The 13,996-nt window shown below is 73.2% G+C and carries 15 protein-coding genes; 6 read left to right on the plus strand and 9 right to left on the minus strand.

Going from position 1 to position 13,996, the window contains the following annotated elements:
• Positions 1-3 precede the first annotated feature (3 nt).
• On the minus strand, positions 4-1,767 hold the full coding sequence (locus ABZ857_RS20040; protein WP_357044918.1) for a DUF4012 domain-containing protein: 1,764 nt from the start codon (positions 1,765-1,767) through the stop codon (positions 4-6).
• Positions 1,757-2,227 (minus strand): hypothetical protein, encoded by a 471-nt coding sequence (locus ABZ857_RS20045; protein ID WP_357044920.1) that lies wholly within the window; start codon positions 2,225-2,227, stop codon positions 1,757-1,759. The genes ABZ857_RS20040 and ABZ857_RS20045 overlap by 11 nt, the downstream gene beginning before the upstream one ends.
• 498 nt (positions 2,228-2,725) lie before the next feature.
• Here ABZ857_RS20045 and ABZ857_RS20050 point away from each other — a divergent pair, with 498 nt between their 5' ends.
• Positions 2,726-3,358, plus strand: coding sequence for a class E sortase (locus ABZ857_RS20050; RefSeq protein WP_357044922.1), 633 nt, complete (start codon positions 2,726-2,728; stop codon positions 3,356-3,358).
• 16 nt (positions 3,359-3,374) lie between these two features.
• Entirely contained in the window at positions 3,375-3,515 is a 141-nt protein-coding gene (locus tag ABZ857_RS20055; protein WP_179155138.1) for a hypothetical protein, read from the plus strand.
• Positions 3,516-3,607: 92 nt separating this feature from the next.
• Here the strand turns inward: ABZ857_RS20055 and mshC are convergent, their stop codons facing one another.
• The 6 genes from mshC to ABZ857_RS20085 all read right to left on the minus strand — a co-directional run bounded on the left by mshC (position 3,608) and on the right by ABZ857_RS20085 (position 8,629).
• The gene (gene mshC, locus ABZ857_RS20060; protein WP_357044925.1) at positions 3,608-4,819 is read right to left on the minus strand and encodes a cysteine--1-D-myo-inosityl 2-amino-2-deoxy-alpha-D-glucopyranoside ligase; all 1,212 of its coding nucleotides are present in this window, start codon (positions 4,817-4,819) and stop codon (positions 3,608-3,610) included.
• Positions 4,820-4,829: 10 nt separating this feature from the next.
• Positions 4,830-5,594 carry an NRDE family protein gene (locus ABZ857_RS20065; RefSeq protein WP_357044927.1) on the minus strand — a complete coding sequence of 255 codons (765 nt, stop codon included), beginning with the start codon at positions 5,592-5,594 and terminating at the stop codon, positions 4,830-4,832.
• A gap of 106 nt (positions 5,595-5,700) precedes the next feature.
• A complete protein-coding gene (locus ABZ857_RS20070; RefSeq protein WP_357044929.1) occupies positions 5,701-6,462 on the minus strand; it encodes an SCO1664 family protein in 762 nt (253 codons plus the stop codon).
• Between the two features lie 74 nt (positions 6,463-6,536).
• Positions 6,537-7,103 carry a DUF3090 domain-containing protein gene (locus ABZ857_RS20075; RefSeq protein WP_357044931.1) on the minus strand — a complete coding sequence of 189 codons (567 nt, stop codon included), beginning with the start codon at positions 7,101-7,103 and terminating at the stop codon, positions 6,537-6,539.
• Positions 7,104-7,112: 9 nt separating this feature from the next.
• Positions 7,113-7,814 (minus strand): histidine phosphatase family protein, encoded by a 702-nt coding sequence (locus tag ABZ857_RS20080; protein WP_357044933.1) that lies wholly within the window; start codon positions 7,812-7,814, stop codon positions 7,113-7,115.
• Positions 7,811-8,629, minus strand: a complete 819-nt coding sequence (locus ABZ857_RS20085) for an undecaprenyl-diphosphate phosphatase (RefSeq protein WP_357044935.1) — start codon at positions 8,627-8,629, stop codon at positions 7,811-7,813. The genes ABZ857_RS20080 and ABZ857_RS20085 overlap by 4 nt, the downstream gene beginning before the upstream one ends.
• 35 nt (positions 8,630-8,664) lie before the next feature.
• Between ABZ857_RS20085 and ABZ857_RS20090 the strand changes: the two genes are divergently transcribed.
• From ABZ857_RS20090 to ABZ857_RS20100, 3 genes are all read left to right on the plus strand, one after another.
• A complete protein-coding gene (locus ABZ857_RS20090) occupies positions 8,665-9,603 on the plus strand; it encodes an aldo/keto reductase (RefSeq protein ID WP_357044937.1) in 939 nt (312 codons plus the stop codon).
• 162 nt (positions 9,604-9,765) lie between these two features.
• Positions 9,766-10,797, plus strand: coding sequence for a hypothetical protein (locus ABZ857_RS20095; protein WP_357044939.1), 1,032 nt, complete (start codon positions 9,766-9,768; stop codon positions 10,795-10,797).
• 153 nt (positions 10,798-10,950) lie between these two features.
• Positions 10,951-11,547, plus strand: coding sequence for a DUF2690 domain-containing protein (locus ABZ857_RS20100; protein ID WP_357044941.1), 597 nt, complete (start codon positions 10,951-10,953; stop codon positions 11,545-11,547).
• A 134-nt stretch (positions 11,548-11,681) separates the two neighbouring features.
• Here the strand turns inward: ABZ857_RS20100 and ABZ857_RS20105 are convergent, their stop codons facing one another.
• Positions 11,682-12,905 (minus strand): acyl-CoA dehydrogenase family protein, encoded by a 1,224-nt coding sequence (locus ABZ857_RS20105; RefSeq protein ID WP_357044943.1) that lies wholly within the window; start codon positions 12,903-12,905, stop codon positions 11,682-11,684.
• A 162-nt stretch (positions 12,906-13,067) separates the two neighbouring features.
• Between ABZ857_RS20105 and ABZ857_RS20110 the strand changes: the two genes are divergently transcribed.
• A complete protein-coding gene (locus ABZ857_RS20110; protein ID WP_357044945.1) occupies positions 13,068-13,994 on the plus strand; it encodes a LysR family transcriptional regulator in 927 nt (308 codons plus the stop codon).
• Positions 13,995-13,996 lie beyond the last annotated feature (2 nt).

Below are 13,996 nucleotides of genomic sequence, written 5' to 3' on the forward strand. Positions count from 1 at the left end.
TTGTCAGGAGCCGCAGCCCCTGCTGTCGGCCGTCACCAGCGTCCGCTGCGGCCGGACGAGCGGCTGCACAGGGACCACAGGGGCCGCCGCCGAGTACGGTTCGAGCAGGTCGATCTCCAGCGTCCTCGACTGGCCGGGCGCAAACTCCAGCAGCTTCGAGTAGACGGGGTGGGACCGCTCGGTCTCCGCATAGTACGAGATGGGCTGCCCGTCGAGCCGCACCGCCGTCGCCTTCGCCCCGATCCCCGCGTACAACGACACCCACAGCAGGTTGGAGCCGGCGGCGTGCGGACGCCGCGGTTCGTCGAGCCGGCTGGTGACGTACGGGGGCAGCGGACCGCGCGGCACGTCGTTGGTCAGCCGGATGCGAATGCGTGAGGCGCGCATCCCGTCCGGGCGGCACGGGCCGAGTTGGTAGGTGAGTGAACGGTCCAGGTAGTAGTCGAGCTTGGTGCCGGCCGAGTTGTTGACCACGAGCCCGGCGTACGGCCCGCGCTGCTCGGGCAGCACCCCGCCGAGCGGGCTCGCCGCGAGACGCCGCTGCTCGGCCTCGGCCCGGCTCCAGACGTTGAGCCGACGCTCGTTCACCATGCGCACGAAGGCGGGCAGCAGCCGCGCGGGCTCGTCCAGCGAGCCGGTGAGCGCTTCACTGACCGCGCCGGCGATCCTGACCAGGTACATCTTGCGCTGCGCCCGGTCGGGATAGCGGGCGTAGGCCTCCCGTTCCGTCAGGGCGACGACGTTGCCCGCCGTCACCGTCTCTCCGCTCGGGAGCTTCACCGGCCCGATCGCGCCCAGGATGTAGGAGAGGCCGACCGGGTCGGTGGCGATGGCCCCGTCCAGTTCCTGGCCCTTCTGACGGCGCCAGAGACCAGTCCAGGTGGCGGCCGCGTACGGGAAGTGCGGAGAGAGGTTGGACACCGAAAGTCGCGTGGTCGCGCCCCGCCCGTATCGGGAGACGAATTGCGGGCCGAGGTCGGCGACGGGCTTCGAGCTGGCCGGCATGCCGGTGTTGGCGGACAGCCGCGCGACGGACACCCTGCCGCCGTCGGCCTTCAGAACGCCGAACGCGCCGACGAGGCCGCCGGTGCCGCGAGCCTCGGCGTTGGTCTCGAACGCCAGGAAGTAGCGGCGGGGGCCGTCTCGGCCCAGCATGGGCGGCAGCAGCGCGGCGGCGTCCGCCCCCTGGCTCAGGAAACCGCGCAGCCGAGCCGCCTCGCGGAGCACGGTGTCGCGTGCCTCGTCCAGGGCCGCCAGCCCGGTCGACGCCGGGGTGCTCGCGACGCGTGACCTCGCGGCCTCCACGCGGACGGCGCCGTCGCGCAGCACCGGCGCCATCGCGTCGAGAGCGGCCAGCGCGCGCCGCAGATCCCCCGGCGCCCGCTCGCCCGAGGACAGCAACGGCGCGGTCACGCGCTCCACCTGGGACAGCACGTCGGTGATGTCCGCGACCGACGCGGCCAGCCCCCGGGTCGTCGCCGCGCCGTCGCCCATCACGGGCAGGTGGGTGAGCAGCGCCCAGTAAACGCCTCCGGTCAGCCGCCGCGCCTCGGCCGCGTGACCACGGGCTTCGGCCAGCGCCGCCGCGGCCGAGCGGGCCGTCCCGATGTCGCCCGGCCGCAGCCGGAGCAGGGCGGACCGCGTCGCCTCCAGGTGGTCGCGCACGCTCAGCCCGAGGTGGGCCGCCCAGCCCCCGGCCAGCACGAGGCCGAGGGCCAGCGACGGCAGGCCGACGACGACCAGCCGGCGATTCCTCCTACTCGGCACCGTTCGACCGGCGGCGTCGCGCGGAGACGAGAGTGCAGCCCACGGCGACGGCCAGCAGGCCCGCGCCCACCGCCGCGACGCCCACCGGGGCACCCGTGAACGGCAGCTGACCGCCGCCGGTCGGGCCGCCCGCGGCCTGTGCGGGTGGCGGCCCTGCCGGTGCCTCGCCCACGGGCCCGGCCTCCTCCTCGAGGGTCTCCTCAGGCTCCTCCTCCGGCTCCTCCTCTTCGGATTCCTCCGCAGGCGCCGCCTCGGGCGCGGCCTGCTGCGCGGCGTTCTGCACCGGGGTGATCCCGCTGGGACCACCCGTGCCGGGCGCCACGATCGGCTGCGCGTTGCCGGTCTTCGTGTCGTTGTTCGTGAAGGCCTGCGGCCAGTTCCAGCCTTGCCAGTTCTGCTGCGGCCAGACCCAGCCGTTGTTGTTGCAGTTGTTCCCGGTGCAGACGGGCTGTGTCGGCACGTTCTCCACCACGACGGGCCTGGGAGGATAGATGCCGTCCCCCGCCGGGGTCGCCGGCGACATACCGATCTGCGCGGCCGCGACCCCGGGGAACCCGAGTATCAGGCCGCCTGCTACCGTCGCCGCCAGAAGAATAGGTACGGTATTTTTTCGCGCCACTTTGGACTCCCGATAACTGCCGCTCAATTCATTGAGCCCCGATTGCCAGCGATATTTTGCTGCTCGACTGTTATATGCGCCGGGCGCGGAGCCGCTTCGTTCCGGCGCACAGTGCTTACCGAAGGATCGTCCAGGCTTTCGCTTCGTTGACCACTCCCACATCGCCGCAGGCTGAGCACACCGTACGGCCCGCGCGGGCGGTGCGGCGCGGGACACGCGACGGACTTACCGCTCCTGTGTCCGGCGTGCCAAAGAATTCACCAACGCCCTCCGCAAGGCCGCCGCCGGAGGATGTCCGAAAGCGATACTCGGTCCGTGCGCGGAGAAGACGACGGAGCGGTGAGAGCGGTGACTCGGGTCATCGGCGAGCTGTGCCTGCCCGTGGGGCTGGTCCTGCTGCTGTTCTACGCGTACCTGCTCTGGGGCACCGGCGCGGAGACCGAGCGGGAGCAGCGCGTCCTGCAGCGACGGCTCGGCGAGGTCTTCGGCAGGCACGGTGGGCAGGCGGGCGCAGGTGTGGGTGCGGTGCGGCTCGGCGACGCCCTGGCGCTGCTGCGCATCCCGCGGCTGGGCGCCGGCTACCGGTTCGCCGTCGTCGAGGGCGTCGGCCCGGCGGAGCTGCGCAAGGGCCCGGGCCACTTCCCCGGCACGGCGCTGCCCGGCCAGGTGGGCAACTTCGTGCTCTCCGGGCACCGCACCACCTACGCCGCGCCGTTCAACCGGATCGACCAGCTGCGGCGCGGCGACGACATCGTGGTGGACGCCCGGGACGCCCGCTACACCTACCAGGTGACGCGCAAGGAGGTCGTGGACCCCGGCGAGGTGGACGTCGTCGATCCCGTCCCCGGCCACCCCGGGCAGCGGCCCACCACCGCGCTCATGACCATGACCACCTGCCACCCCAAGTTCTCCGCGGCGCAGCGCCTGGTCGTCCAGAGCGTGCTCGTCCGCCGCGAGGAACGCCAGGAATGACCGAGGGAGATCCGGCGTGTACCGATTCCTGTGGCGGCGGCTGCCCGGCGGCACCGCGCTCCGGCTGGCCGTCGTGCTGCTGCTGACCGGCGCCGCGGTGGCCGCGCTGTGGTACGTCGTGTTCCCCTGGCTGGCGCCGCGGGTGCCGCTCGGGTAGCACTGGTCCCCGCGCCGTCGCGGGCTGAGCTGATTCAGAGGGCGCGGGGTTCAGAGGGCGGGGTTCAGAGGGCGGGGTTCAGAGGGCGGGGTTCAAAGGGAGACGCCGAGCAGCGCGTCGGCGACGTCGCGCACCAGCGCCGGGGAGGACGCGTCGTCGCCCTCCGCCGCCGCCCAGGCGTCGACCGCCGCGAGCGCGCCCGGCGCGTCGAGGTCGTCGGCGAGGCGCTCGCGCACCGCCGCCAGCACCGGGGCGCCCGCGGGGCCCGCCGGGCGGGCCACCGCGGCCCGCCACCGCGCCAGCCTGTCCTCGGCCGCGGCGAGCTGGTCCGGCGTCCACTCCCAGTCGGTGCGGTAGTGGTGCGCCAGCAGCGCCAGCCGTACGGCCATGGGCTCGGCCGTCTGCCGCAGCCTGGAGACGAACACGAGGTTGCCCCTGGACTTCGACATCTTCTCGCCGTCCAGGCCGACCATGCCCGCGTGGACGTACGCCCGCGCGAACGGCCACTCGCCGGTGGCCACGTGGCCCTCGCAGGCGCCCATCTCGTGGTGGGGGAAGATCAGGTCCGAGCCGCCGCCGGCGACGTCGAAGCCGCTGCCCAGGTGGCGCAGGGCGATGGCGGTGCACTCGATGTGCCAGCCCGGCCTGCCGGGACCGAACGGCGACTCCCAGGACGGCTCTCCCGGCCGCTCGGCCCGCCACAGCAGCCAGTCGAGCGGGTGGCGCTTGCCCTCCCTGCCGGGATCGCCCCCGCGCTCGCCGAACAGCTCCAGCATGGTCTCCTCGGAGTAGCCCGAGACCGCGCCGAACTTGGGCGCGGAGGCCACCGAGAAGTAGACGTCCCCGTCGATCTCGTACGTGGCGCCGCGCTCGGCCAGCCGGGCGATCAGTTCGGCGATCTCCCCGACGGTCTCGGTGACCCCGACGTACTCGCGGGGCGGCAGGATGCGCAGCGCCTCCATGTCGGACCGGAACAGCTCGATCTCGCGCTCGCCGAGGGACCGCCAGTCGGTGCCGGTCGCCTCGGCCCGCTCCAGCAGGGGGTCGTCCACGTCGGTGGCGTTCTGGGTGTAGTGCACGTCGTGGCCGGCGTCCCGCCACACCCGGTTGACCAGGTCGAAGGCCAGGTAGGTGTTGGCGTGCCCGAGATGGGTGGCGTCGTACGGCGTGATGCCGCACACGTACAGCCGGGCCTCGCCGGAGGGGGCCGTCTCCCGCACCTCACGGGCGGCGGTGTCGTACAGACGGAGCATGAGGCCCGAACCAGGCAGCCTGGGGACATTCGGAGCAGACCACGATCGCATGGTGTGAAGCCTATCCGCGAGCCCGGCGGATCGGTTCAGCCGGTGTGCCCCACGAGGTGTCGATCTCGTGCCAGGTGGCGGGGTCGTCGGGCTGGGGGCAGAAGTCGTAGCGCAGCCCCTCCTCCGCGAGGGCGACCAGCGTGATCGACAGGCTGGCGAAGACCCGTCCGTCCGGCAGCCGCCGCCGCATGACCAGCGCGCGGGGATCGTCCCAGGGCATCCCGGCGCCCGACGCGGGGTGGAGCCACTCCCCCCAGAACCGCTCGGACGAGCCGCCCGTGGTCCACTCGGGCCGGGCGGCCCGGGCGAAGCGGGGCCGGAACCAGGCGGTGCGCGGCTCGTTCTCGCCGCGGTCCCAGCCCGCGTTCACGATCACGTGCACGCCCTCGGGCAGCTTCTCCTCGGCCAGGCTCTCACCGTCCCAGCTCCACAGCCGTACGCCGTCGAGCCCGCCGAGGACGAGATGGAAAGGGTCGTACCAGGTCAGGTCGAGCGGTGGAAACTCCCCCGCCGCGGCGGCGAGGAGCGGCAGCTCGCCGCGCGAGCGGCGCCGCCCGGCCGGGGCCGCGGCGCCCTCGCCGTTGAGCAGCGCGGCCACGTGCCGCGCGGCGGGATCGGCGGCCAGCCAGGTGCCGCCCGCCTCCAGGTCGCGGCCTCCGATCAGGCCGGGGTACGCGGGCCAGTGCCGGTCCGGCGACATCCACGGCCGCGTGACGAACTCGTCACGCACTCCCGCCAGGAGCACCGGCGCGCCAGCCTCCGGCTCGACGCTCACGATGACCGTACACAATGCGTGTTCCCTCCAATATCGGTAGAGACCCCTGCAGAGTGCACAATCCACACGTTTTGCGCAAGCCTGTCTGCGGTGATCAAATCGGTGATCAAATCGGCGGCCACGGGATCGCCGGCCAGTCTTCGGAGGGGTGCGGATGGACCCCGGTGGCCAGCAGCCTCTTGACCCGCTCCCACGTGGCCTCCACCTCGGCCTGGGTCAGCAGCTCGCGCAGGCGCCGGCCGAGGCGCCCCCGCTCGATCTCGCGCTCCAGCCGCACCAGCACGTTGACCGCCTCGCGCGGGAGCGTCTTGCCGCGCCACTGCCACAGCACGGTGCGCAGCTTGTCCTCCACCGCGAAGCAGACCCCGTGGTCGACCCCGTACACGTGCCCGTCGGGCAGCGGCAGCAGGTGGCCGCCCTTGCGGTCGGCGTTGTTCACCACGGCGTCGAACACGGCCATGCGGCGCAGAGCGGGGTTGCGGCTGCGCATCAGCCCCATCAGGTCGGTCTCGGGATCGGCGTCGATCCACAGCTGCACCATCCCCGGGCCGAAGGGCCCGTCCCGGTAGACGGTCGGCGGCACGATGCGCCATCCGGTGACGGCCGCCACCTCGTAGGCGGCCACCTCCCTGGCCGCGAGCGTGCCGTCGGGGAAGTCCCACAGGGGGCGCTCCCCGCGCACCGGCTTGTACACGCACGCCGCCGCGTGCGCGCCGTCGCTGATGGAGCAGTAGAGAGTCATGTTCGTGGCCTCGACGAGTCGCCCGGCCACTTCTAAGGCGCCCTCCCGCAGCAGGCGCATGGCCGCCGCGTCGTCCAGCCCCGGCCCGTCCACGTCGCTGATGCTCGTCTCGTCCTCAGCCGTCATCCGGTTCCTCGCACGCGCGGCGCGAGGCCGCCCTTCCACCCGTTCACACCGCGCCTCTCATGCCGCCAGAACTCTCATGCGGACAGTCCCCCGGGGTGGTGACCGTTGAGGCGGACGCAGATGTGGCCCTCGGGATCGAGGGGCCGGCCGCACAGCGGGCACGGCGGGCGGCCCGCGGCGACCACCTCCAGCGCCCGGCGGCTGAACGCGCGGGCGGCGGCGGCGCTGATCCGCACCCTGAGGACGGCGGGCTCGGGCCGGTCGTCCAGCGGCGGCTCGTCCTCCTCGTCGCCCTCGGCCGCCTCCTGCGCCTCGATGATCACCTGGGCGGTCTCGGGATCCCAGGCGAGCGCCATCGTCCCCACCCGGAAGTCCTCGTCGATCGGCAGGTCGAGCGGGCCCTCGTCGGCCAGCTCCGCGGGGGCCATGGCCGGCACCGGCGCGCGCCCGCCGCTGCGCCGCAGGACCTCGTCGAGCAGTTCGTCCAGGCGGTCGGCCAGCACGGCGACCTGGAACTTCTCGAGGGCCACCGTGGTGATCCTGCCCTGGCCGCGGGCCTGCAGGAAGAAGGCTCGTGCGCCCGGTTGCCCCACGGCACCGGCCACGAACCTGTCAGGTGGATCGTAGTCGAAGACCGGCATAGCCCGACCTTATGTGGTCCCGGGTCCACCGCCGACGGCGGCATCGCTTCCGGTGATGGTTTCTCCCCCGTCTTCGTCCCCCGACACCTCCGGCGGGGGCACCAGGTTGGCCACTCCCCCGCCCACGTCGTTCGCCCTGAGGAGGAAGGGGCGCAGGGGGGTGTAGCGGATCACCGTGACGGACGCGGGGTCGGCCGTGATCCGCTGGAACTGGTCCAGGTGCAGGCCCAGCGCGTCGGCCACGATCGCCTTGATCACGTCCCCGTGGCTGCACACGAGATAGGTGGCCTTCTCGCCGAGCCGCTCGTTCCAGTCGCGTACGGCCCGCACGGCCCGGTTCTGCACCTCCGCCAGGGCCTCCCCGCCGGGGAACACCGCGGCGCTCGGATGGGCCTGCACCACCCGCCACAGCGGCTCCTCGGCGAGCTCCTTGAGCGGCCTGCCCGTCCAGTCGCCGTACCCGCACTCGCCGAACCTGTCGTCGGTCTGCACCGAGACGGCGCGGCCCTGCGCGATGGCGGCGGCGGTCTCCTGGCACCGCTCCAGCGGGCTGGACACGATGGCGTCCAGCTCCAGGGGCGCGAGCCGTTCGGCGACCGCACGCGCCTGCTCCCTGCCGCGCTCGTCGAGATGGACCCCGGGGGTCCAGCCGGCCAGCACAGGGCCGGTCATCGCGGTGAGGCCGTGCCGTACGAGGAGGACGGTCGTCATGACTGCACCACCCCGAGGCCCAGCAGCGTGAGGAGGAACGTCCCGGCGAAGACGCGGTAGACGACGAAGACGATGGTCGAGTGGCGCGCCACGTAACGCAGCAGCCAGGCGATCGAGGCGTAGCCGACGACGAACGACACGACGGTCGCGATCAGGGTCGGCGCGACCGGCGGGCCGCCGCCGTCGCCGACGTGCCGCAGCTCGAACAGCCCCGAGAGGATCACCGCCGGGATCGACAGCAGGAAGGAGTAGCGGGCGGCCGCCTCACGCGTGTATCCGAGGAACATCGCGCCGGTCATCGTGGAGCCTGAGCGGGACGCGCCGGGGATCAGCGGCAGCATCTGCCACGCGCCGATGATCAGGCCGTCGCGCATGTTGAGGTCGGCGACCTCCTTCTTCTTGCGGCCCATCTGGTCGGCCACGAGCAGCAGCAGGCCGAAGACGATGAGCATGGCCGCGTTCAGCCACAGGTTGCGGGCCGGGCCCTCGATCGCGTCCTTGAACAGCAGGCCGGCGACGCCGATCGGGATCGTGCCCAGGCCGATGTACCATCCCATGCGCGCGTCGAGGTCGCCGCGCAGCTCCGGCGTCCACAGGCTGCGCAGCCAGGTCCAGGTGATCCGGACGATGTCCCGCCAGAAGTAGATGAGCACCGCGAGCATGGTGCCGAGCTGGATCACCGCGGTGAACGCGGCGCCGGGGTCGCCCCATCCGGCCAGCTTGGGCACGATCAGCAGGTGGGCCGAGCTGGAGATGGGCAGGAACTCGGTGAGGCCCTGCACGAGCCCGAGCACGATCGCCTGAAGTACGTCCATGGTGCGGACAGCCTATCGGCTAGTCTGTCCGCACCATGGACCAGCGACTAGTCGGGCGCAGCGGTCTGTCGGTGTCCAGGATCGGGCTCGGCACGATGACCTGGGCCCGCGACACCTCCGCCGAGGAGGCGACGGCGCAGCTCACCGCCTTCGCCGAGGCCGGCGGCACGCTGATCGACACCGCCGACGTGTATGGCGGCGGCGACGCCGAGCGCCTGATCGGCCGGCTCATCCGCGACGTGGTGCCGCGCTCGGAGCTGGTCATCGCCACCAAGGCCGTGCTCACCCCCGGCGGTGAGCACGACGCCTCGCGCCGCCACCTCATCCGCGCGCTCGACGCCTCCCTGGCCCGGCTCGGGCTGGACGAGGTCGACCTGTGGCAGCTCCACGCGTTCGACCCCCGGGTGCCGTTGGAGGAGACGCTCGCCGCCGTCGACTTCGCCGTCTCCACCGGCCGCACGGCGTACGCGGGCGTGTGCAACTACACGGGCTGGCAGCTCGCGGCCGCCGCCACGTGGCAGCGGTGCGGCGACGCGCGGGCCCCGATCGTCGCGGCGCAGGTGGAGTACTCCCTGCTGGCCAGGGACGCCGAGGAGGAGCTGCTGCCGGCCGCCGGCCACGTGGGCGCCGGGGTCCTCGCCTGGTCGCCGCTGGGGCGCGGCGTGCTGACCGGCAAGTACCGCACCGGCATCCCCGCGGACTCCCGCGCCGCCACCCCGCACTTCGCCGAGTTCGTCCGGCCGTACCTGGACGAACGGTGCCGCAGCATCGTGGAGTCGGTGACGACGGCGGCGGAGGGGCTCGGCGTGTCGCCGCTCGCCGTGGCGCTCGCCTGGGTGCGCGACCGCCCGGGCGTGTCGTCGGCGATCGTCGGCGCGCGCACCCACGCGCAACTCCTCGGCGTGTTGCAGGCCGAGAAGCTGACATTGCCGTGGGAGATCCGCGAGGCTCTGGACGACGTCTCCGACCCCTGACCGCCGCGCCGGGCCCGCGTGGGCGGACGAGAGGCGAATGAGAATCGTCCTCACGTATCACACATCGATACCGAACTGCAACTTTCTACTGCATAACCCCGCGCTCTGGCGAAGAGTGGCGGGTATGTCGGGGACGGATCAGAGCACTGCGGAAGGGGACACATGGGGATCGTAGGCAAGGCCTCCGCGATCTCCGCCGGGGCTATCGCGATCACCCTGGCCGGAGGACTCCCTCTCGCCGCGTCCCCGGCACAGGCGCTCGACTGCACGGGTGACGGCGGACTGGTCTCGGGCATCACCGGCGGCGTCTGCTCGCTGGTGGACGGCGTGGGCCGCCTGGCGGACGGTGTGACCGACGTCGCGGACAAGGCCACCGGCGGGGTGACCGGACCGGTCACGAAGGTCGTGGACGACACGCTGAAGACGACCACCGGAGCCGCGGGCACGGCGGTGAACGACGTCGGCAAGGCGGTCGACAAGGCCGGCCGGACGCTCACCGGTGCGGCCGACACCGTGACGGGTGCGGCCGGCGGAGCGACGGGGAAACTGAGCGGAGCGGCGGGCACCGCGGCCGGGGCGGCGACGGGAGCGGTGACGGGCGGCGACGGCGGAGGCCGATCCGCGGCCACGCACAGCCCCGTCCCCAGCGTCCAGAAGCTCACCGACGGGCTGACCCGCGCCGTCCAGGACACCTGCCTGCCCCTGGTCGCCGGCGAGGGCTGCGCGTCCCACGGGCAGCGCGAGGACGGCGAGGCGCAGAGCTCAGGAAAGCCGCGGCCGGCCGGCAAGAAGCCGGCGCGGCCGAAGGCGTCCATGACGCCCGAGGGCGCCCTCGTGCCCGAGCCGTACCGGCCGCGTCTCGTCGCGGCGCACGACGACGCGCCCGAGACGGGCAGCGCGTCGAGGGTGGACCCCGACAAGCAAGGCGTGATCCCCCTCCTGTGGCCCGGGCAGAAGATGCCCGAACTGCCCGAGCTGCACGGCGGCCCGGCGGGCGCGCCCGCGCGGGCCCACCGGTCCTACGACGCGGCGGGGACGGCCCTCACCGCGGCGCTGCTGCTCTCGGCGCTGCTCGCCACCCGCGTGGTCTCGGCACGGCGGGCGCGCGCCGGGCAGCAGGAGCCGCGCGAGTCGATCCCGTTCGAGGGCGGCCTGCGGCTGCCGGGGAAGCCGGGACGCCACCGGCTCGCCTGAGGCCGGCCCGCGTCATCGGCCGGAGCCGCGCCGTGCCGGATTTGATGGGTTGATGCGAACCCCCGCCGGGTGATCGCGCATCAACTCCGGGACGGGTTATCCATGCCGTGGCGGCACCGCGAGGTGCCCGGGTCACGGAAGGAGCAGCTCGCGATGAGATGGAGCACCACCCTCAGGGCACTGGCCGTCCCGGCGGCGGCGGTCGTGCTGACGACGACCGCGACCGGTGCGGTCGCCGGGCCGGGAGACGGGCCGGGCTCGGGATCGGGGTCGGGCCGGACCGGCACGGTGCGGCCCGACGACATTCCGCGCGGCGGGACCGCGAACCTCCCGCGCCGCGTTTCCGACAAGGTGTGCGACCAGGGTCGCAAGAGTGCGCAGACCTGCGACCAGACCGACCCGATCAGGAGCCGCTGCGACTACGGCGCGTACACCGTGGCCAGTTCGCGGCTCTGGTATCACGACGGTCGCGGACGGGCCACCCGGCCCGCGGGTGCCACGGTCGAGTTGCGGTACTCCCCCCGCTGCGGGACCAACTGGTCGAGGGTCACGCTCGACGAGGGGCGCACCGCACCGCTGGGCGTCCTCGTGTGCCGGGGCGGGGGCTTCGACGACTGCACCGAGACGTACGCGACCCGCAACGGCACGGCGTACTCCGACCAGCTCTACGCGAAGGACGTGGAGGCGACGGCGTACGCGCTGTGCTGCGGCACCTGGCCGGGCGTCGCCGCGGCCTGGGCCCGAGGCTGAGCCTGCCGGGGAACCGACGGTCCGGGCGCCGTACGCCGCCGCGCCGGGAGGAGCCAGCGCATGGGCGCGCGGACGGGAACGGGGGCCGGTCGTACGGCCTCCTCGCGGACCGTGAGGAGGCCGTACGCGGCCGGTCAGGAATACCACGTGGGCTCGGGGATCTCGTCCCGCAGGCGGTAGACGCCCACCTCGCGGCGCTTGTACGCCACGGGGTCGTGCAGGGTGTGGGTGCGCACGTTGCGCCAGAACCGGTCGAGCCCGTGACGGGACGCGGTCGAGCGGGCGCCGGTGGCCTCGAAGACACGCGAGGTGACCTCCAGGGCGACGTCGGTGGCCCGCGCCTTGACCGCGGCCACCCGCACCTCGTGCTCCCCGCGCAGCCGGGGGGTGACCTCGTCCGGGTCGAGGTGGAACCGCAGGCCCTCCCGGGCGACCTCGTCGGCCAGCGCCTCGGCCGCCCACAGCTTGGCGGTGAGGTCGCCGTAGAGGTCGATGACGTACGGCTCGTCGACCGCGCGCTCGTGCCCGCCGTGCAGCCACGGGCGGGTGTGCTCCCTCGTGTACGCCAGCGCGGTCTCCAGCGCTCCCCTGGCGATGCCGAGGTAGAAGTTCACGAACACGAGCTGGATGGCCGGCACGTTGAGGGTGGCGTAGACGCGCGGCTGGAACTCCTTGTCCACGTAGCCGAGGGCGTCGCGCCACGGCACGCGCACGCCGGAGACGGTGACGCTGCCGCTCTCGGTCAGCCGCTGGCCGATGTTGTCCCAGTCGTCGTGGAAGGTCAGCCCCTCTGAGCTGGAGGGGACGATGGCGAAGACGTGCTTGTCGGTGCCCTCCAGCACGCCCTCCAGGACGGTGACGTCGGAGACCTTGCTGCCGGTGGAGAAGGTCTTGCGCCCGTCGAAGACGAGGGTGTCGCCCTCGTCGCGCACGACGATGTCGCGGTCGCGGGGGTTGACGGCCCCGCCGAAGAACCACCGGTGCCGGGCGGCGTCCGCCTCGACGCGCTCCCACTGCTCGCGGGTGCCCACCAGGCGTGCCGCCCAGTTCCAGAGGTAGTGGTAGCCGAGCAGCTGGCCGATGGAGCCGTCGGCCGCGGCCACCTCGCGGACGACGCGGTAGGCGGTGGGCCAGTCCTGCCCCGCGCCGCCGTGCCCGGCCGGTCCGAGCAGCGTGACCAGGCCGGAGTCCTTGAGCAACCCGACCTCGGCGTACGGGGTCTTCGCGGCCCTGTCGCGCTCGGCGGCGTCAACCGCGAGGACGGCCGCCACCTCGCCGGCGCGCGCGATCCACTCGTCGGGAGTGCGCGGCGCCGGGCCGTCCGTCCATTCCGTCCGGCTGGCGTGAGCGATGGTCACGTGTCGTCTCCTCTCGTGTGCGGCGCGTCGCGCCGGCTGTCGCTCACCAGGTTAGGCAACATTCTCTACTTGTTAAGTAGGGAAATCGCCGAACGGCCGGTAGGGTCGCCCTTGAACACCGGCCGGACACCCCCGGCAGCCCCTCGGACAAGGTGGACGACTATGCGCATCGAGCAGCTCGAGTACATCCGCGCGGTGACCCGCCTCGGCTCGCTGCGCCGGGCGGCCGACCATCTGCACCTGTCCCAGCCGGCGCTGAGCGAGACCGTGCGCAACCTGGAACGGGAACTCGGCGTCGACCTCCTGGAGCGGCGCCGGTCCGGCGCCACGATCAGCGACAAGGGCCGCGAGCTGCTGCCGTACATCAACGGCGTGCTGGAGGCGGTGGACCGCCTGCGCGGCGCGGCCGACGAGCAGCACCACACGGCCCGCATGGTCAGGCTGGGCACGGTCAACGCGGCCACGGTCCCGCTGCTGATCCCCGCCGTACGGGCGTTCCGGGAGGCCCATCCGGCGACGCAGGTCGAGGTCGTCGGCGCGCAGCAGGCCGAGATCCACCGGCGCATCCGGGAGGGCAGCTTCGACCTCGGGCTGGTGAACTACCTGAGCGGCGACGACCTGCCGCCCGACCTCGCCACGACCGAGCTGCTGCGCGGCCTCCCGGTCGTGTGCGTACGGCCGGACAGCCCGCTGGCCTCGCTGCCCGCGGTCGAGGTCGCCGACCTGCTCCGCGAGCCTCTGATCGTGATGCGCTCCGGCTATGTCATGCACCGCCTGGTGCACCGCCTCCTCGGCGGGCGGACGCCGTCGTTCTCGTATTCGACCGACGGCGCGGAGATGGGCAAGCTGATGGTCGCCGAGGGGCTGGGCGCCACCGTGCTGCCCGAGTTCAGCGTGGCCGGCGACCCCCTCCTGCGCAGCGGTGCGATCACCTACCGGCCGCTGGCACAGCGCGTGGCGGAGGTGCTCCTGGTGATCCAGTCGCAGCGATCCACCTCCGCCCCCCGGGTGGCCCGCGACCTGCACCGGTTCCTCCTGGACCGGGCACGCGAGTGCCGCACCGGCGCCCGGGCGCGCGCCGCCGGGTAGAC

The sequence above is a fragment of the Microbispora sp. NPDC046933 genome (assembly GCF_040644635.1).
Classification (GTDB): Bacteria; Actinomycetota; Actinomycetes; order Streptosporangiales; family Streptosporangiaceae; genus Microbispora.